Below are 19,635 nucleotides of genomic sequence, written 5' to 3'. Positions count from 1 at the left end.
CATGCGCTATCGCGTTATTTTCCTTTTCCTGCTCGGCCTGATTCCGGCCCGCTTGCTGTGGGCCGCGCCCGCGCAACAGGCCTTTTCTGACTGGCAGGTAACCTGTAATAACCAGAATTTTTGCGTCGCGCGTAACACCGGTGAACATGGCGGGCTGGTGATGACGCTGAGCCGCAGTGCCGGGGCGCATACCGATGCCGTCTTGCGCCTCGATCTTGGCGGACTGACCGCGCCCACCAACGAAGCGGATATCGCGCCACGCCTGTTGCTGGATGGCAAACCGTTGGCGCTGAGCCCAGAACACTGGAGAATGACGCCGTGGCACCTGATGACAGACGACCCGGCGACTATCGCTGAATTTCTGCTGACGATTCAGGACGGGAAGGCGATTACCCTGCAAAAGGGCAATCAAACCATTTCGCTGGCCGGGCTGAAAGCGGCGCTGTTGTTCATCGACGCGCAGCAGAAGCGGGTGGGCAGCGAAACGGCGTGGATTGAAAAAGGGGACGATCCTCCACTGAGCGTGCCACCGGCACCGGCGCTGAAAGGCGTAGCCGTCGTTAACCCAACACCCACACCGCTCTCCCTCGACGAACGCAACGACCTTCTTGATTACGGCAACTGGCGAATAAACGGCATTAAGTGTTCACTCGATCCTTCACGCCGTGAGGTGCGGGTGACCGCCCTTACCGATGACAAAGCCCTGTTGATGATCGCCTGCGAAGCCGGAGCGTACAACACCATCGATCTGGCGTGGATCGTGTCGCGGAAAAAACCACTGGCCTCACACGCCGTACGCCTACGTTTACCGTTTAACAGCGGCGCGGAAAGTAATGACATGGAGTTAATGAACGCCGTGTTTGATGAGAAGTCGCGTGAACTGGTTACCCTGGCAAAAGGGCGGGGATTAACGGACTGCGGCATCCAGACTCGCTGGCGTTTTGACGGTCAGCGTTTTCGTCTGGTGCGTTATGCCGAAGAGCCGAGCTGTGATGGCTGGCATGGGCCAGATGCCTGGCCCACGCTGTGGATCACGCGTTGATTTTTTATCGGATGACGACGCAGTCGTCATCCGGCGTTGCAGACATCAGGCGTTCAAAACCTTGTGTGCTTTCTCCACAATGTTCTCAACCGTAAAGCCGAAGTAAGGGAACAGCTTCTCTGCTGGCGCGGATTCACCGTAGCCGGTCATCCCGACAATCGCCCCTTTTAAGCCCACGTATTTGTACCAGTAATCGGCAATACCGGCTTCGACCGCGACGCGCGCGCTGACGTTCGATGGCAGCACCGACTCGCGGTATGTCTCGTCCTGGGCATCGAAAATATCCGTTGAGGGCAGCGATACCACGCGGACGTTACGCCCTTCGCCGGTCAGTTTCTCCGCGGCCTGCAGGGTAATCTCCATTTCTGACCCGGTGGCAATCAGAATGATATCCGGTTTGCCGCCGCTGTCTTTCAGCACGTAGCCACCGCGGGCGATCGCTTTCACCTGCTCCGGCGTGCGTTCAACCTGTGCCAGGTTCTGTCGTGACAGGATCAGCGCCGTGGGGCCATCATGGCGCTCGACCGCCAGCTTCCAGCCCACTGCAGCTTCAACCTGATCACACGGACGCCAGGTGCTGAAATTGGGCGTCAGACGCAGGCTGGCCAGTTGTTCCACTGCCTGGTGGGTCGGACCATCTTCCCCCAAGCCGATGGAGTCATGGGTATACACCATGATTTGTCGCGCTTTCATCAGTGCCGCCATGCGCGCGGCATTACGCGCATATTCAACGAACATCAGGAAGGTGGCGGTATAGGGCACGAATCCGCCGTGATGGGCGATGCCGTTGGCGATGGCGGTCATACCAAATTCACGCACGCCATAGTGAATGTAATTGCCCGCCAGATCCTCTTTCAGTGAGGTGGAACCTTTCCAGATCGTCAGGTTGCTCGGCGCCAGATCCGCCGAACCGCCTAACAGCTCCGGCAGAAGTGGGCCGTAGACGTTGAGAGTATTTTGCGATGCCTTGCGGGTGGCGATTTTGGCGGGGGTCGCCTGTAACTCGTTGATGTATTTCTGTGTGGTTTTTTCCCACGCCTCTGGCAGACCGCCGGTCATGCGGCGCGTGAACTCTGCGGCCAGTTGCGGGTGCGCTTTCTGGTAAGCGGCGAATTTTTCGTTCCAGTGCTGTTGCGCTTTCTCGCCTTTTTCGCGGGCGTCCCAGGCGCGATAAATCTCTTTCGGGATCTCAAATGCCGGATGGTGCCAGCCGAGTTTTTGGCGGGTCAGCGCCACTTCTTCTTCGCCCAGCGCCGCGCCGTGGGATTCCTCTTTCCCTGCTTTGTTCGGTGAGCCAAAGCCGATCACCGTGCGGCAGATAATCAGCGACGGTTTGTCCTTCACGCTCTGCGCTTCCTGAATCGCTCTCTTCACCGCTTCCGGGTCGTGGCCATCAATCTCGTGGACGACATGCCAGTGGTAGGCCTCAAAGCGTTTGGCGGTATCATCGGTAAACCAGCCGTCGGTTTCACCATCAATGGAGATACCGTTGTGATCGTAAAAACCAATCAGCTTGCCCAGCCCCAGCGTTCCCGCCAGCGAACAGACCTCATGCGAAATGCCTTCCATCAGGCAGCCGTCACCCATAAACACATACGTGTAGTGATCGACAATCTCGTGGTCCGGCTGGTTAAACTGTGCCGCCAGCGTGCGTTCGGCAATGGCTAAACCGACGGCGTTCGCCAGCCCCTGGCCCAGCGGCCCGGTGGTGGTTTCCACGCCTGGCGTATAGCCGATTTCCGGGTGGCCTGGCGTTCTGGAATGCAACTGGCGGAAGTTTTTCAACTCTTCAAGCGGCAGGTCATAGCCCGACAGATGCAGCAGGCTATAGAGCAGCATAGAAGCGTGACCGTTCGAAAGAATAAAACGATCGCGATCGTACCAGGTTGGATCGGTCGGGTTGTGCTTAAGAAAATCGTTCCACAGCACTTCGGCGATATCCGCCATTCCCATCGGCGCGCCGGGGTGACCGGAATTGGCTTTCTGAACAGCGTCCATACTGAGCGCACGAATGGCATTGGCAAGGTCTTTACGGGACATAGAACACTCCGTGGCAAGGTTTAGAGTTTGGCCGCAAGCAGGTCTTCCAGTTTGCGTTGGTCAACGGCGAACAGACGGATACCGTCAGAGAGTTTCTCTACCGCCATCGCATCCTGGTTATGCTCCCAGCGGAATTCAGCTTCGCTCATGGGGGCGGGACGATGGAAGGTTTGCGAAGACGGCACCAGCTTGCGCACGACCGGTTCTTCTTTTTCCTGTAATTCTTTCAGGAGATTGGGGGCAATCGTCAGGCGATCGCAGCCGGCCAGCGCCAGGATCTGCTCAGTGCGGCGAAAACTGGCGCCCATGACGATGGTGTCATAACGATGCTGTTTGAAGTAATCGTAGATATTGCGCACCGACTTCACGCCGGGATCTTGCTCGACAACGTACGGGTCCATGGGGCTGCGCGCCTGGTACCAGTCGTAAATGCGACCAACGAACGGGGAGATCAAAAAGACGCCCGCTTCGGCGCAGGCGCGGGCCTGAGCAAAGGAAAACAGCAGCGTCAGGTTGCAGTTAATTCCCTCTTTCTCTAACGCTTCTGCCGCGCGAATGCCTTCCCATGTGGAGGCCAGTTTGATCAGTATGCGGGATTTATCGATCCCCTGCTGCTGGTACAAATCCACCAGGTGGCGGGCCTTGTCGATACTCTTTTGTTGATCGAAGGAGAGGCGGGCATCCACTTCGGTCGACACGCGTCCCGGAATGCTTTTAAGAATTTCCGCACCAAAATTGACCGCCAGTTTGTCGCAGGCTTCGGCAACCTGCTGTTCCTGGGTTTTACCCCGCTGCTTTCCCCAGCGGATCGCATCGTCAATCAGATGCGCGTAGTGCGCCAGGCCAGCGGCTTTCAGCAGCAGGGAAGGGTTGGTGGTGGCATCCTGGGGTTGGTAATGACGAATAGACTCAATATCGCCGCTGTCGGCCACGACAGTGGTGAATTGTTTGATGCCGTCTAACTGGTTCATAGGAAATACTCCTTGAAAAGTAACGTGTTAGGTGAGTGCTTAAAATCACACTTCTGAGAAATTCATGATGTGCACCACAAAAAAGCATAGCAGACAGGCATGGTATTGCTGGCTTAAGCAGGTAACATGGTTGTTATGAGTTGATTACGAAATCTTTATTTAAGTCGTGATAGTTTGGGGACCTTCAAAGTTTGCGTCCCGCAGTGCGGTGATAATGTGCGACGCACCTGGCTGCGCGTGACTTTTTTGAACGATACGTGAAAGGAACAACAAGATGGATGACCAGTTAAAGCAAAGCGCCCTTGATTTCCACGAATTCCCGGTACCTGGTAAAATCCAGGTTTCTCCGACCAAGCCCCTTGCCACGCAGCGCGATCTGGCGCTGGCCTACTCGCCGGGCGTCGCGGCACCTTGTCTTGAAATCGAAAAAGACCCGCTGGCTGCGTATAAATACACCGCGCGTGGCAACCTGGTTGCCGTTATCTCTAACGGGACGGCGGTGCTGGGCTTAGGCAATATCGGTGCGCTGGCCGGTAAACCGGTCATGGAAGGCAAAGGCGTTCTGTTTAAGAAATTCGCCGGTATTGATGTGTTCGATATCGAAGTCGATGAGCTCGATCCGGACAAATTTATTAACGTCGTTGCCGCGCTGGAACCGACGTTCGGCGGGATCAACCTGGAAGACATCAAAGCGCCGGAGTGTTTCTACATCGAACAGAAACTGCGCGAACGCATGAATATTCCGGTGTTCCATGACGATCAGCACGGCACCGCGATCATCAGTACCGCCGCCATTCTTAACGGCCTGCGGGTGGTAGAGAAAAATATCTCCGACGTGCGGATGGTGGTATCCGGCGCGGGCGCGGCGGCGATCGCTTGTATGAACCTGCTGGTGGCGCTGGGAATGCAGAAGCACAACATTGTGGTCTGCGACTCCAAGGGCGTTATCTACAAAGGTCGCGAGCCGAATATGGCTGAAACCAAAGCGGCCTACGCGGTAGATGATGACGGCAAACGGACGCTGGATGACGTTATTGACGGCGCGGATATTTTCCTTGGGTGTTCAGGCCCGAAAGTGCTGACCCAGGAGATGGTCAAGAAAATGGCCCGCGCGCCGATGATTCTGGCGCTGGCTAACCCGGAACCGGAAATTCTGCCGCCGTTGGCAAAAGAGGTGCGTCCGGACGCCATCATCTGTACCGGCCGTTCCGACTACCCGAACCAGGTCAACAACGTCCTGTGCTTCCCGTTCATTTTCCGTGGCGCACTGGACGTTGGCGCGACGGCAATCAACGAAGAGATGAAGCTGGCTGCGGTCCATGCCATTGCCGAACTGGCGCATGCCGAGCAAAGCGAAGTCGTGGCCTCGGCCTATGGCGACCAGGATCTGAGCTTCGGCCCGGAATACATCATTCCAAAACCGTTCGACCCGCGTCTGATTGTTAAAATCGCACCAGCGGTTGCCAAAGCAGCAATGGATTCCGGCGTGGCAATGCGTCCCATTGCCGACTTTGACGCTTATGTCGACAAGCTGACGGAATTTGTCTACAAAACTAACCTGTTCATGAAGCCGATTTTCTCGCAGGCACGCAAAGCACCGAAGCGTGTCGTGTTGCCGGAAGGGGAAGAGGCGCGTGTGCTGCACGCAACGCAAGAACTGATCACGCTGGGTCTGGCGAAGCCGATCCTGATCGGCCGTCCGGGCGTAATCGAAATGCGCATTCAAAAACTGGGGCTGCAGATCAAAGCAGGCGTTGATTTTGAGATCGTTAACAATGAATCCGATCCGCGCTTTAAAGAGTACTGGAGCGAGTACTACCAGATTATGAAGCGTCGAGGCATTACCCAGGAGCAGGCGCAGCGTGCGGTGATCGCCAACACCACGGTGATTGGGGCGATCATGGTACAGCGCGGTGAAGCGGATGCGATGATCTGCGGCACTATCGGTGATTACCATGAACACTTCAGCGTGGTGAAAGCGGTGTTTGGCTACCGTGAAGGCGTCCATACCGCCGGGGCGATGAACGCGTTACTGCTGCCGAGCGGCAACACCTTTATTGCCGATACCTACGTCAATGACGATCCTGAGCCGGAAGAGCTGGCGGAAATCGCCGTGATGGCGGCGGAAACCGTGCGTCGCTTTGGTATCGAACCGAAAGTGGCACTGCTGTCGCATTCTAACTTTGGTTCGTCCAACTGTCCGTCTGCCGGCAAAATGCGCGCCGCGCTGGAGATTATCAAAGCACGTGCGCCTGACCTGATGATTGACGGCGAAATGCATGGTGATGCCGCGCTGGTGGAAAGCATTCGTAATGACCGGATGCCGGACAGCCCGCTGAAAGGCTCGGCCAATATTCTGGTGATGCCGAATATGGAAGCGGCGCGTATTAGTTACAACCTGCTGCGCGTTTCCAGTTCGGAAGGGGTCACTGTTGGGCCGGTACTGATGGGGGTCTCGAAACCCGTTCATGTATTAACGCCGATCGCCTCTGTTCGTCGAATTGTTAATATGGTCGCGCTGGCGGTGGTTGAAGCACAAACACAGCCGCTGTAATTCATTGTCATGATGATTTAAGTCCCGTTCTTACCCTGACTGACTCAGGGTAAGAACGTTCTTTATGTATCCTGTCCACATTATTATTAAGCAGATCGTCACCGGTGCGCTATCTGTTCCTTTCTCGTTGCCTCCAGATTAAAACGCCATTAAATTCCTTGCGCTGGCTGAATGAAATCGAAATAATGTTCTCTCGCATAAATTCTGGTTGCTGAAAATGTCTTTGAAATCAATTTTAAGAGGTTTTTTTTATCGTTTTTATGATTATCAGTCTTCTTATATTGATAATTCAAATATAAAGCTAGCGGTTATTCATATCCCTGACCAAATCGGGGATGCGATGTCAATTTTTCCGGTAATACGTGCGCTGGAATCGAATAACGTAGAACATGTGTTAATTGTATCGTCAACGATTAATCAGTCAGTATTTGAGGCACTTTCGATGCGACAGACAAAATTGACCGTAATAAGCATGACGATGCAGGACTCTGCCACGTTGAATGAAATAAAAGCGGTCGCCAGAAAAATAAGACGGGAATATGGAGTTCCCGATATCTGCATCGAAGCCATGCGCCGGAAGAACCTGAAAACAATGGTGTTCATCAATGGATTAAGGGCAAAAACGAATCTTCAGGCGGCTGGATTAATGATGAAGTGTTATTCCCCGGTGTGTAAAATTGCTTCAAGAATGGATCAGGTCCTTCGTGCTCCAGTGCCAATGACCTGGGCAATTTTGATGAGGGAAGCGGGATTCCCTGCGGTAAGGGCTGCTTTCGAACTCCCACTCAGCGAAGTGGTGTTAACAGAGGTTCGCCGTGAGACCTCGACGTTAGGGCGGTATATCGCCCTGAATTTAGAAGGCAGTGCGCAGGAACGCTCGTTCTCACACGCAGTTGCCGAAAAGCTCATCGCGATTATCAAACAAGAGATTGAACTGCCGATTATCATTGTCCATGGGCCGAAGGGGATCGATAATGCAGTATCATTAACGCAGTCGTGTGAAAATGTGCATCGACTGTCTTTATCGCCATCCATAATGCGTTCCGCTGCGGTTATCAACGGAGCCTTTCTGGCCATTACGCCAGATACGTCCATATTACATATGACAAGTGCATACAATATTCCTGTCATTGCGGTTTATGCCGACTATAAAACACGTTGGCCGGCAATGCAGGATATTTCAGAAACGATAGTGGTCGGCAAAGAGATTGACCATATCAATCTGGATGAATTTAACGTTGCGATAAAGCGTGTTATCGCGCGGATTCAAAATTGCTCATAAGAGCATAAACTTTGGGATCTATTTTTTGGATTGGCCTTAGAACATCTTCATAAAGATTCTATCCCCCCATCAACCCAATTGGGTCCTGCGTGATATATCTTCCCTGTGCTGGGTCGTAATACCGGTGCCGGTTATAGTACAACCCCGTCTCTTTATCCCACTGCTGCCCCGGCAGACGGATGAGCTGTTCCAGGTTATGCGGGTTATCTTCCCGCAGGATATTCCCCCATTCATCAAACTCTGCGCGCCACGCAATGGCCCCGTGAACGTCAATCAGTGCCAGCGGCAGCGGCAGGCCCCGGTGGGCGCTGCAAGTTATGGTGATAGCAAATTATAACTTAATCTGGTTTGCCATTATCTCTTGAGAGGTCTTATGTTAAGACTGTAATTCATTCTTAATCTAATTCTTATGGCTAGAATACTTATCTAACTTTTCTCTATATTTGGAATTTAGAATCAAGGCGATTGAAAATATCCAACCGCCTGATAAGAAAGTTACCGAGCAGAAATAGAAAGCAGCATTGTCATTGATAGTGTTTAATAATGATGCAGGAAAATAAAGCCATTCTATTAATGTATAAACTATGAATGGAATAGAAAACATAACCGTTAGAAGAGTGATCCTAAAAATTTTTCCATTTACATTTCCATAAATGGAATTGATAATCAAAAATGATATTAAGCTTGAAGCAAAGACATAAGGCCAGTTTTCTCTACCGACTTTATGTGTTCCTGCTAATATATAGTATTGAAGAATACAGCATATAATGGAATTTATATATAAATATATACATTGTTTGGTTTTTAACATCAGGTCACCCCTGTAAGTAAAATTATTATCACTTCACTCCAGCTTTTGAATAGTCTATGCCTGCATTTCTAAATAAATCCCCTGGGAAAAAAGTTCCCCCTGTAACACGAGGAAAAAAGGAGAACCTTCAAGAATAGTAGATATTGTTGCGGCGCATGCAGGACCAGACCTATCACCTAACTCCATAACTTTTTTATAGAAATTCATTTCTGCCTCAGCAGTAGTTTCATAGTTGCAGGTAATATCGACAGTAGAATTATCATGTTTTCTATAGAAATCTTTATATATCTCAAATGACGCATTGTCATGAAATAACTGTTCCCCGTACCCTGTATCAATTGATCTTGCATATGAACCAGAAGGATCATATATTACAGGCTCATACTGTCCGTTATCAATATAGGCTCTTTCAATAAATAACGACGCATGGTCTCTGAATCCTAGCAGCAATGACATTCATCCTTTTGTTACTAAGATACAGGTTTTTAATCCCATCGGATCTATATTATTCATTGGGTCTAAAGGATATCTGTAAGCGTTTAGCCTCCTTCTAACTCCTCAAGTACTACGTGTAGCTTCGGTTTTTGCGTGCTGTCCGGCCTCAAACAGGCTTCAACAATTACGCCTACTGGTATAGGCTCTAATACTGATTATATGAAAATAGCATCACTTATTATTTTTTATAAAAATCACCAAAATATAGATTATTTTAGAACATATATATCCAATAATACTATATTGAATGCACCCTATAATATATAAAAATGCAATATCAAAAATTATATTCCTTGAGATGTGAAAAATGCCAATTATACTGTAAAACACACTTGATAAGGGAATGTTTATGATCGCAATAATCCAAATCGATTCATATGACTGTGAAAAATCAAATAACAATAAAAACGCGACTGTATATATTAACACAAAAGTCACTGGCAATACTTTGAGTGCGTTTTCCAAAATGCAATCCTCAAAAAAATTAAAATAATGGGCATGTATATATCCCCATAAAAATAAGAAACCAGGAGCATCTATTCAGGATACATTGCCCACCATTGCATTGGAATTTTAGTTACCCCACTATTTTTTTGTTTAGATAAATTATTCATTTCATCCAAAAAATCATTTGGAGACCATGGGGCTACCCATGGGGTGGATAATTTCACCCCTCCGGCTTTTAAAGTCTTATATGCCTGAACAGTGCAATTTGTTTCATTTGCATTATTTGAATACCAATCCCAAGAATCTTTATCTCGCTCATCTTTTGCTGCTTTATCAAAAGAATCATCATCCGGAACAGAGATAAGATAAATACCATCAGGTGTTCGTCCTTCGGCTACTTGGGTATTAACCCAATTTTGGTTGTATTTACTCCATGCATCCCATGAGGTGTTGGGAAGCTACTCATATACACATTACTATTTGAATCCCCCAAAAAAACATGGCCAACAGATTTATCCAAAACTCTACGTCCCCAAACAACAGCAACTACGTCTTTTAGACCTAAAGGATCAATAAACTGTACCGGATTGAGTGGATACTGGTAAGGATTTAATCCCCCCATCAACCCTATCGGATCCTGCGTGATATACCTTCCCTGTGCAGGGTCGTAGTACCGGTGTCGGTTATAGTACAGCCCCGTCTCTTCATCGTATTGTTGCTCCGGCAGGCGAATAAGCTGTTGCAGGTTATACGGGTTATCTTCCCGCAGCATATTCCCCCATTCATCAAACTCTGCGCGCCACGCAATGGCCCCGTTAACGTCAATCAGTGCCAGCGGCAGGCCCCGGTGGTCGCAGTGGTACAGGTGGATTTTTCTTACCGGTATATATATCGGCTCCAGCTGATTTTTCATCTGCTCCGGCGTCAGGCCGCACTGTGCCAGCCACGTCCGGCTGGCTTCGCTGAGTTCCCCGCGCCGTAGTTCCGCTTCCAGATTATCCACCATCGCCACCAGTTCCGGCGGGAAGGTCACGTTTGCTTCCTGCTGAAATTTCTCCGCCAGCGTGCGGCGGGTGGCTCTGGTCAGTTCTCCGGTTGCCGTTTCAATACGGATGAGCGGCGTGAAGCTCCCCGGCAGGTACACCGTCTGGATGCGGGTTTTGTCCGTCTGCGTGGTGGTCAGCCGGTCGCCATCCCAGGCGTACCACACGGTTTCCTGCAGTGCCGGCTGTGAACACGAGCCATCGTGAAATACCGTACATGCCCACACCCGTTTGCTGACGCGGCGGCCCGGCGGGTCGTAAAGATAACGGCTTTCCGTCAGCACGTTGCCCTGTTGCATCCGGCGGTAGTGCGTCAGCCAGTGCTGGTTATCATAGCGGTAATGATGCACGACGCTGCCGTGCGGGCGTATCCGGCGCTCGTCTTTCTCCGTCAGCCTGCCGTGTTCGTCATAATGGTAAAAATTCTCCACATCCTGGGTGATGCGGTTATCCCGGAAATGGTCCGGCAGCATCGGGTATCTATCCCGTTGCGCTGTCCGGTTGCCCGCCGGGTCGGTGAACGTCCACTGCGCCAGGTCGTGGTGGGGCGACTGAATGTGTGTGCCGAGGAGCCTCCCGGCGTCGCCGTACTGATAATCCCGCTGCTCATGCTGCCCGCGGATGCGGACCAGCTGTCCGCCGCTGTTCCAGGTGTAGTCGCGGTTAAGCTGAAGAATGCTGAGGTGATGGCGCTGTAGCTGACCGCCTGGGGTGTATGCCGTGGTCAGGTCGTATTCGCCGAAGCGGCGCTGCGTCTCCCGGTGCAGGCGGTCGCGGGTGAAGTCGATAAGCGGCGTGTCGCCGGGCTTCATGCCGGCCAGATACCCGCTGCCATACGTGAGCCACGCCACCGGGGGAAGGGCGTCCGGTGTCACGCGGTCCGGCAGTCCCTTATCACTGTAATCGTGCCGGGTGGTGTGCTGCCACAGCAGCTCTCCCGTTTCGGGATGCTGCACCGTCTGGCGTTCAAGGTTCATCCGTCCCTGTTTATCGTACTCATACTGCACGGCGACGCGGTGGCCGTCGCTGAGATGGCTGACTTCGGCCAGCCAGCCGCGCGCGTTGTAGGTCCACTGTTCCGCCGGCTCATCATTGACGGTGCGGTGCGTCAGGCGGTCTGATGCATCGTAATGCCAGAGGGTGACAAGGCTTTCATCCTCACTGCGGATAAGCTGCCCGGTAATACCGTACTGATAACGCTGTGTTCTGCCGTCAAAGCCCGCTTCCTGCACCAGCCTGTCCAGCACATCATAAGTGAAAGTGGTGTGGCTGCCGTTTTCGTTGGTCAGTTGCGTCACACGACCTGCGGCATCGTATTCTACCCGGCGTGTCAGGTCGCCAGTGGTGGTGCTCACCGGGTGTCCTGCGGCATCATGCTGCGTCTCCGTGCGTACGCCGTCCGGGCCAGTGACCGCCATCAGGTCGCCCGCGATGCTGTACTCATAGCGGGTCTCATGGCCCTGTGCATTTTTCTGGCTGACCAGTCTGCCCCGGTCATCGTAAGCACGGTACTGGCTGAGGCCTTCTTCCTGATGAAGGGCAGTGACCTGACCGAAGCGGTCATATTCGTAACGGGTCTGGTAGCCTGAGCAGTCGGTGAAGCTCAGCAACTGCCCGTAGCGGCTCCACGTCATCTGTTTCCGGCTGCCGGTGGCATCTTCGGTGGCGGACGGGTATTCGCTGTGCGGGTTGTCATAAAACCAGCGGGTGGTGCTGCCGTCGCGCAGGGTGTCGGCGGTGAGTCTGCCCTGAACGTCGTATTCCTGCCGGCTTTGCAGGCCGTCCGGGTATACGGTGTCCGTCAACTGGCGCTGGCTGTTGTAATAAAATTCAGTACGCCTGCCGTCTGGCGCGACGATTTCTTTTAACTGGCCGGAGCCGGGACTCAGACGGTATTCCGTCTTACGGCCCGCCGCATCGGTCTGCGCAATAAGTCTCCCTGCCGGGTCGTATTCACTGTGAATGGCGCTGCCATCGGAGCGTTCCTGTTTCACTACCCGCTTCAGCCCGCCTTCGCCTTCGGTGTAAAGCACCTCCCGGCGGTTCAGGCTGTCGGTGATAATGACGCGGTTCTGTTCATACGAGTAGGTATAGCTTAAGCCTTCCGGGTTACGCTGTTCCGTTACCCGCCCGGCGATGTCATAGCGATAGCGTATCTCTGGTCTGCCCGCATAACGGTGTGCCACCATGCGTCCCGGATGCGGCGGGTCATACGTAAAATGGCGTACTGCCGTGCCGCTGCGGTCGTATACCGTTGCCAGTTCGCTACGCGGGGAATAGTCGTATCGCGCCAGCGGCGCGGCGGGCAGAGTGTCCGGGTATTCCGGGTCGTGGGTCAGCCATACTTCTGCCAGACGAAGGCCGTTGTCCGTGTCGTACGCGGTGGCGGGCAGAGCATCCGGGAAGGGAAGGGGTTTTGTGCCACTGGCGGTTACCTGCTTCCGGTACTGTGCTGCCCGCTGCGCCTGCGTGGTCAGCACCAGCCGGAAGCGGCGGCCTGCACCGTCCGTCACGGCGCTGATTTCCCCGGCTGCATCACCGGTAGCGGCACGATGGAAGACCATTCTCCGCCCTAAATTGTCCACCAGAGCCGTCAGCGTCCGGTACGGCGGCAGCGGGGCAGGTAAGGGTTCCTCCGCTCCCGGTACGCGCGCAGACCAGCCCAGGATCCACCACGGTCCCTGAACGCTGTTGGTTGCCAGATACACGTGTGGACTGGTGCGAATGTCTTCCGGCAACGACTGCCACAGTGTGTGCAGCGGATTGCTTTCATGCAGCGCCGGCACGCCGCCCCGCGCCAGCCAGAGCGATTCGCTGCGGCTGAAGGCCGTTTCACCGGGAAACAGCGGCTCAAAGTGGATGCTTCTGCCGCCGTTATCGTTAATTATCAGTTCGTTATCGTGGATTTGTAAGCGGATATCGAAGGGCGCTTTCCAGCCGGGGCCGAAGATGCCCGACGGGGCAGGCGTTTTTGTCCGGTAGCTGCTGTAGGTTCTGGAGAGCACAAACGGTAACGGACCCGGCAGGGCGAAATCGGTTTCGCCGGGCAGGACTTTGGCACCCAGCAACGGATTGACCGGGTTACCGGAAGTCATCCCTCCCGGGCAGACCGAACAGGCCACACCGGTAGGTGCGCCAATCATCACGCCCGCCGAGCCCTGGATTATCGGGCCACCCTTCATGGTGCCGTCGCCCTGACGCGCCGCCGGTTTTCCACTCATGCTCAGTCCCTTTTGTTGTCATTCCCGCGATGGATACACAATAAATTTCTGAAGCAGAAAATAAAGTTTCACGTTTAAAGAAAAGATAAAACCAAGAATTTATTTAGATAAGTTAAAGGAATGTTCTTTTTGATTGATTGCGGCGGCCAAAAGAATGTTCTGCCATTTCGGCAGTGAGACTTCCAAAAATACGACCCCATTATTAGTGATCCACTTCACCTTTTAAATCACCTTGCCGAATTTTGTTATTTACCCTGACAAAAAATTGCCACGATAAGCCCAGTCTTAACACAGGCGGTGAGCAATGGATAAAGAACGCATCATTCAGGAATTTGTGCCGGGCAAACAGGTCACGCTGGCGCATCTCATTGCGCATCCAGGTGAAGAACTGGCGAAAAAGATCGGCGTTCCCGAAGCAGGTGCCATTGGCATTATGACCCTGACGCCGGGTGAAACGGCCATGATTGCCGGCGATCTGGCGATGAAGGCGGCTGACGTACACATCGGTTTTCTCGACAGATTCAGCGGCGCGCTGGTGATCTACGGCTCGGTTGGCGCGGTAGAAGAGGCCTTATTGCAAACGGTCAGCGGGCTGGGTCGGTTATTAAATTTCACGCTCTGCGACCTGACGAAAAGCTAATTTTGAGGTGTTCATGAAACGTATTGCGTTTGTTGGCACTGTCGGCGCGGGAAAAACAACGCTTTTTAATGCATTACAGGGAAATTATTCCCTCGCCAGAAAAACCCAGGCCGTGGAATTTAATGAAAATGGCGATATCGATACGCCGGGGGAATATTTTAGTCATCCCCGCTGGTATCACGCCTTAATTACTACGCTGCAGGATGTAGATACGTTGATTTATGTCCATGCGGCCAATGACAAAGAAAGTCGCTTACCTGCCGGGCTGTTAGATATCGGTGCCAGTAAACGACACATCGCCGTGATCAGCAAAACGGATATGCCGGATGCCGACGTAACCGCAACGCGGGAATTACTGCGCGGAATTGGGTTTCAGGGGCCGATTTTCGAGCTCAACAGCCATGACCCGCAAAGCGTGCAGCACCTGGTGGACTATCTGACTGAGCTCAGCCAAAAGGAGGAAGGGGCAGGTGAAAAAACTTATCACAGCTAACGATATACGTGCGGCGCACGCACGAGGCGAACAAGAGATGTCGGTGGTGCTGCGCGCCAGCATCATCACTCCGGAAGCCCGTGAAGTCGCGGAGTTACTGGGCATCACGATTGTGGAGCGCGAGGGATCCGCGCCAACGGCAGCGTGCAGTGTCGACGAGGCCAAATCTGAAACCCAGCGCATTCGTGAAACTATCATCGCGCAACTACCAGAAGGGCAGTTTACCGAGAGTCTGGTTTCACAGCTGATGGACAAGGTGCTGAAGGAAAAACAGTCGCTGGAGCAGGGCGAGATGCAACCGGGTTTTCACTCGGTGACCGGCAAAGGCGGCATCAAAGTGATCGACGGCAGCAGCGTTAAGTTTGGCCGCTTCGATGGTGCGCAGCCACACTGCGTAGGCCTGACCGATCTCGTCACCGAGCAGGATGGCAGCAGTATGGCCGCCGGGTTCATGCAGTGGGATAACGCATTCTTCCCATGGACGCTGAACTACGACGAAATCGACATGGTGCTCGACGGAGAACTGCATGTGCGCCATGAAGGCGAAACGATGATCGCTAAAGCCGGGGACGTCATGTTCATCCCGAAAGGCTCGAGCATTGAATTTGGCACGCCGACGACCGTGCGCTTCCTGTACGTTGCGTGGCCTGCGAACTGGCAATCGGTATGAAAGATTTCATCACCGAAGCATGGCTCAGAGCGAACCATACGCTCAGCGAAGGGGCGGAAATCCATCTCCCCGCTGACGCTCGCCTGACGCCCTCTGCCCGCGAACTGTTGGAAGGCCGTCATCTGCGCATCAAGTTTCTGGATGAGCAGGGCAGTCTGTTTGTCGACGACGAGCAACAGCAGCCGCAGCCGGTGCACGGGTTAACCAGTAGCGATACGCATCCCCAGGCCTGCTGTGAACTGTGTCGCCAGCCGGTGGCGAAAAAGCCTGACACCTTGACCCACCTGACGGCGGACAAAATGGTCGCCAAAAGCGATCCGCGTCTGGGCTTTCGCGCCGCGCTGGACAGCACCATCGCGCTGGCGGTGTGGCTGCAAATCGAACTGGCGGAGCCGTGGCAGCCCTGGCTGGCGGATATTCGTTCGCGGCTGGGCAACATTATGCGCGCCGATGCGATGGATGAACCCCTGGCGGCACAGTCCATCGTTGGGTTGAACGAGGATGACCTGCATCGTCTTTCCCATCAACCGTTGCGTTATCTGGAGCACGATCATCTGGTACCTGAAGCCAGTCATGGTCGTGAGTCCGCGCTGCTGAATCTGCTACGTACCAAAATTCGCGAGACGGAAACGATCGCCGCCCAGGTCTTTATCACCCGCGGATTTGACGTCCTGCGCCCGGATATTTTGCAGGCGCTGAACCGTCTCTCCAGCGCGGTCTACGTGATGATGATTCTGTGTGTCACCAAACACCCACTCACCGTCAACCAGATCCAACAGCGACTGGGAGGTGAACAATGATCATTGAACGCGCCCGTGAACGGGCTCAGCAGGCGCCGGCCCGGGTGGTCTTTCCGGATGCGTTAGACGAACGCGTGCTGAAAGCGGCGCATTACCTGCAACAGCACGGTCTGGCGCACCCCATTCTGGTGGCCAGTCCGTTCGCACTGCGCCAGTTTGCCCTCACACATCGGGTGGCGCTGGACGGTATTCAGGTTATCGACCCGTACAGCAATCTGGCGATGCGTGAAGCGTTCGCCCAGCGCTGGCTCGCCCGGTCTGGAGAGAAAACGCCGCCGGATGCCCTTGAGAAACTCAATGACCCGCTGATGTTTGCTGCGGCGATGGTAAGCGCAGGCCAGGCGGATGTCTGTATCGCTGGCAACCTTTCATCCACAGCTAACGTGCTGCGTGCGGGCTTACGCATTATTGGCCTGCAGCCGGGATGTAAAACGCTGTCGTCCATTTTCCTGATGCTGCCGCAGTACGTCGGACCCGCGTTAGGGTTTGCCGACTGCAGCGTGGTGCCGCAGCCGACGGCGGCGCAACTGGCAGATATCGCGATCGCCAGCGCCGACACCTGGCGCGCCATCACCGGTGAAGAACCGCGTGTGGCGATGCTGTCATTCTCCAGTCAGGGGAGCGCCCGTCATCCCTGTGTGGCGAACGTGCAGCAGGCTACGGAGATTGTTCGCGAACGTGCGCCCACGCTACTGGTGGATGGCGAATTGCAGTTTGACGCCGCCTTTGTGCCGGAGGTCGCTGCGCAAAAAGCGCCCGCCAGCCCTTTGCGCGGTAACGCCAACGTGATGGTTTTTCCGTCACTGGAGGCCGGCAATATTGGTTACAAAATCGCCCAGCGTCTGGGGGGGTATCGTGCCGTCGGGCCGCTGATTCAGGGGCTTGCCGCACCGCTTCATGACCTTTCGCGAGGCTGTAGCGTACAGGAAATTATCGAACTGGCGTTGGTGGCAGCCATGCCGCGCCAGACTGACGTGAGACGCGAACGTGACTCACAAACCCTGGTTGTATAAATGGTCCCGTTCTGGACCCCATGAGAGGAAAACACAATGGAAGCTTTAGGAATGATTGAAACCCGGGGCCTGGTTGCACTGATTGAGGCCTCTGATGCGATGGTAAAAGCCGCACGCGTGAAGCTGGTTGGTGTGAAACAGATTGGCGGCGGTCTGGTGACTGCGATGGTTCGTGGCGATGTCGCGGCCTGCAAAGCAGCAACAGATGCCGGTGCCGCAGCGGCACAGCGTATCGGCGAACTGGTCTCCGTTCACGTGATTCCGCGTCCGCATGGCGATCTGGAAGAAGTCTTCCCGATCAGCTTCAAAGGCGACAGCAACATCTAAGCAGGACTGGGGGCCGGATGGCGCTGCGCTTATCCGGCCTACAGGATCGCAGCACAACGTAACCCACGGAGGCGGGTATGAAACTGGCAGTCGTCACAGGACAAATCGTTTGTACCGTACGCCATCAGGGACTGGCACACGACAAATTGCTGATGGTGGAGATGATCGATGCCCAGGGAAATCCCGACGGGCAGTGTGCCGTCGCCATTGACAGCATCGGGGCGGGAACCGGGGAGTGGGTGCTGCTGGTTAGCGGCAGTTCTGCTCGCCAGGCGCATCGCAGCGAAGCGTCCCCTGTCGATCTGTGCGTGATTGGTATCGTCGATGAAGTGGTGGCTGGCGGTCAGGTGATATTCCACAAATAGGACTGAACATCATGAATCAACAGGATATTGAACAGGTGGTGAAAGCGGTACTGCTGAAAATGAAAGACAGCAGTCAACCCGCGACCGCCGTTCATGAAATGGGCGTCTTTGCCTCCCTGGATGATGCGGTGGCGGCAGCAAAAGTCGCTCAGCAGGGGCTGAAGAGCGTGGCGATGCGCCAGCTTGCCATTCACGCCATCCGTGAAGCGGGCGAAAAGCATGCCAAAGAATTAGCGGAACTTGCCGTCGCAGAGACCGGCATGGGACGCGTCGACGATAAATTTGCCAAAAATGTGGCACAGGCTCGCGGGACGCCGGGCGTGGAGTGCTTATCGCCGCAGGTACTCACCGGCGATAACGGCCTGACGCTGATCGAAAATGCGCCGTGGGGCGTCGTCGCCTCAGTGACGCCATCTACTAACCCGGCGGCGACGGTGATTAATAACGCCATCAGCCTGATTGCCGCGGGTAACAGCGTCGTGTTCGCTCCCCATCCGGCGGCGAAAGGCGTTTCACAACGCGCTATCACACTACTTAACCAGGCGGTGGTGGCGGCGGGTGGCCCGGAAAACCTGTTGGTGACCGTGGCGAACCCGGATATTGAAACCGCACAGCGGTTGTTTAAGTACCCAGGCATTGGTCTGCTGGTCGTCACCGGCGGCGAAGCGGTGGTCGACGCTGCCCGCAAACACACCAATAAACGTCTGATTGCCGCCGGTGCCGGTAATCCGCCGGTGGTCGTCGATGAGACGGCGGATCTGGCGCGGGCTGCACAATCCATCGTCAAAGGCGCTTCTTTCGATAACAACATCATTTGCGCGGATGAAAAGGTACTGATTGTCGTCGATAGCGTGGCGGATGAGCTGATGCGCCTGATGGAAGGCCAGCAGGCAGTGAAACTGAGCGCCGCACAGGCCGAACAGCTCCAGCCGGTGCTGCTGAAAAATATCGATGAACGCGGCAAAGGCACTGTCAGTCGTGACTGGGTCGGACGCGACGCGGCAAAAATCGCCGCCGCCATTGGCCTGCAAGTTCCGCCGCAAACCCGTCTGCTGTTTGTTGAAACGTCAGCCACGCATCCTTTTGCCGTCACGGAACTGATGATGCCGGTTCTGCCGGTGGTGCGGGTGGCAAATGTCGACGAGGCGATTGCGCTGGCGGTGCAACTGGAAGGCGGCTGCCACCATACCGCTGCGATGCACTCACGCAACATCGACAACATGAACCGGATGGCGAACGCCATTGATACCAGCATCTTTGTCAAGAATGGACCGTGCATTGCCGGGCTGGGGCTGGGCGGTGAAGGCTGGACCACCATGACCATCACCACGCCAACCGGGGAAGGGGTGACCAGCGCGCGTACGTTTGTGCGTCTGCGTCGCTGTGTATTGGTGGATGCGTTTCGAATTGTATAAGGGATG

At 54.3% G+C, this 19,635-nt stretch carries 16 protein-coding genes and 1 pseudogene; 11 read left to right on the top strand and 6 right to left on the bottom strand.

Annotation, left to right across the window (positions count from 1 at the left end):
- The first annotated feature begins 1 nt into the window (after window position 1).
- Window positions 2-1,042, top strand: a complete 1,041-nt coding sequence (locus HVZ37_RS16010) for a DUF1176 domain-containing protein (RefSeq protein WP_156595587.1) — start codon at window positions 2-4, stop codon at window positions 1,040-1,042.
- A gap of 45 nt (window positions 1,043-1,087) precedes the next feature.
- Here the strand turns inward: HVZ37_RS16010 and tkt are convergent, their stop codons facing one another.
- Complete coding sequence (tkt, locus tag HVZ37_RS16005) at window positions 1,088-3,082, bottom strand: transketolase (RefSeq protein WP_181627718.1); 1,995 nt, start codon at window positions 3,080-3,082, stop codon at window positions 1,088-1,090.
- A 20-nt stretch (window positions 3,083-3,102) separates the two neighbouring features.
- Window positions 3,103-4,053, bottom strand: a complete 951-nt coding sequence (tal, locus tag HVZ37_RS16000) for a transaldolase (protein WP_044256900.1) — start codon at window positions 4,051-4,053, stop codon at window positions 3,103-3,105.
- A gap of 274 nt (window positions 4,054-4,327) precedes the next feature.
- Between tal and maeB the strand changes: the two genes are divergently transcribed.
- Together maeB and HVZ37_RS15990 are read left to right on the top strand one after the other, a co-directional pair.
- Window positions 4,328-6,607 carry an NADP-dependent oxaloacetate-decarboxylating malate dehydrogenase gene (gene maeB / locus HVZ37_RS15995; RefSeq protein ID WP_044264854.1) on the top strand — a complete coding sequence of 760 codons (2,280 nt, stop codon included), beginning with the start codon at window positions 4,328-4,330 and terminating at the stop codon, window positions 6,605-6,607.
- A 217-nt stretch (window positions 6,608-6,824) separates the two neighbouring features.
- Window positions 6,825-7,889, top strand: coding sequence for a glycosyltransferase family 9 protein (locus HVZ37_RS15990; protein ID WP_156595590.1), 1,065 nt, complete (start codon window positions 6,825-6,827; stop codon window positions 7,887-7,889).
- Window positions 7,890-7,950: 61 nt separating this feature from the next.
- On the opposite strand, the pseudogene HVZ37_RS15985 reads toward HVZ37_RS15990, so the two are convergent.
- The 4 genes and pseudogenes from HVZ37_RS15985 to HVZ37_RS15970 all read right to left on the bottom strand — a co-directional run.
- Window positions 7,951-8,193 (bottom strand): annotated as a pseudogene (locus HVZ37_RS15985) (RHS repeat-associated core domain-containing protein); the annotation flags it as partial.
- Between the two features lie 96 nt (window positions 8,194-8,289).
- On the bottom strand, window positions 8,290-8,700 hold the full coding sequence (locus tag HVZ37_RS15980; protein WP_181627717.1) for a hypothetical protein: 411 nt from the start codon (window positions 8,698-8,700) through the stop codon (window positions 8,290-8,292).
- A gap of 54 nt (window positions 8,701-8,754) precedes the next feature.
- Window positions 8,755-9,156 (bottom strand): hypothetical protein, encoded by a 402-nt coding sequence (locus HVZ37_RS15975; RefSeq protein ID WP_181627716.1) that lies wholly within the window; start codon window positions 9,154-9,156, stop codon window positions 8,755-8,757.
- Between the two features lie 880 nt (window positions 9,157-10,036).
- Complete coding sequence (locus HVZ37_RS15970) at window positions 10,037-13,867, bottom strand: RHS element core protein (protein ID WP_346654976.1); 3,831 nt, start codon at window positions 13,865-13,867, stop codon at window positions 10,037-10,039.
- A 343-nt stretch (window positions 13,868-14,210) separates the two neighbouring features.
- On the opposite strand from HVZ37_RS15970, the gene eutS reads away from it, so the two are divergent.
- The 8 genes from eutS (at window position 14,211) to HVZ37_RS15930 (ending at window position 19,629) form a co-directional block, all read left to right on the top strand.
- Window positions 14,211-14,546 (top strand): ethanolamine utilization microcompartment protein EutS, encoded by a 336-nt coding sequence (eutS, locus tag HVZ37_RS15965; RefSeq protein WP_042317647.1) that lies wholly within the window; start codon window positions 14,211-14,213, stop codon window positions 14,544-14,546.
- A gap of 13 nt (window positions 14,547-14,559) precedes the next feature.
- Complete coding sequence (gene eutP / locus HVZ37_RS15960; protein WP_061069792.1) at window positions 14,560-15,039, top strand: ethanolamine utilization acetate kinase EutP; 480 nt, start codon at window positions 14,560-14,562, stop codon at window positions 15,037-15,039.
- Entirely contained in the window at window positions 15,017-15,709 is a 693-nt protein-coding gene (gene eutQ, locus HVZ37_RS15955; protein ID WP_061069793.1) for an ethanolamine utilization acetate kinase EutQ, read from the top strand. The genes eutP and eutQ overlap by 23 nt, the downstream gene beginning before the upstream one ends.
- Complete coding sequence (gene eutT, locus HVZ37_RS15950) at window positions 15,706-16,509, top strand: ethanolamine utilization cob(I)yrinic acid a,c-diamide adenosyltransferase EutT (RefSeq protein WP_042999881.1); 804 nt, start codon at window positions 15,706-15,708, stop codon at window positions 16,507-16,509. The genes eutQ and eutT overlap by 4 nt, the downstream gene beginning before the upstream one ends.
- On the top strand, window positions 16,506-17,522 hold the full coding sequence (gene pta / locus HVZ37_RS15945) for a phosphate acetyltransferase (RefSeq protein ID WP_042999882.1): 1,017 nt from the start codon (window positions 16,506-16,508) through the stop codon (window positions 17,520-17,522). Before eutT ends, pta begins: the two co-directional genes overlap by 4 nt.
- A gap of 36 nt (window positions 17,523-17,558) precedes the next feature.
- Window positions 17,559-17,849, top strand: coding sequence for an ethanolamine utilization microcompartment protein EutM (gene eutM, locus HVZ37_RS15940; RefSeq protein WP_000387720.1), 291 nt, complete (start codon window positions 17,559-17,561; stop codon window positions 17,847-17,849).
- Between the two features lie 77 nt (window positions 17,850-17,926).
- Window positions 17,927-18,214 carry an ethanolamine utilization microcompartment protein EutN gene (gene eutN / locus HVZ37_RS15935; RefSeq protein ID WP_042317652.1) on the top strand — a complete coding sequence of 96 codons (288 nt, stop codon included), beginning with the start codon at window positions 17,927-17,929 and terminating at the stop codon, window positions 18,212-18,214.
- 11 nt (window positions 18,215-18,225) lie between these two features.
- A complete protein-coding gene (locus HVZ37_RS15930) occupies window positions 18,226-19,629 on the top strand; it encodes an aldehyde dehydrogenase family protein (protein ID WP_042999883.1) in 1,404 nt (467 codons plus the stop codon).
- Window positions 19,630-19,635: the final 6 nt, after the last annotated feature.

The organism is Citrobacter sp. RHB35-C17, assembly GCF_013816795.1.
Lineage (GTDB): Bacteria > Pseudomonadota > Gammaproteobacteria > Enterobacterales > Enterobacteriaceae > Citrobacter_A > Citrobacter_A amalonaticus.
Note: the sequence above shows the minus strand (reverse complement) of the source record. Positions and strands in the feature narration are given on the sequence as shown.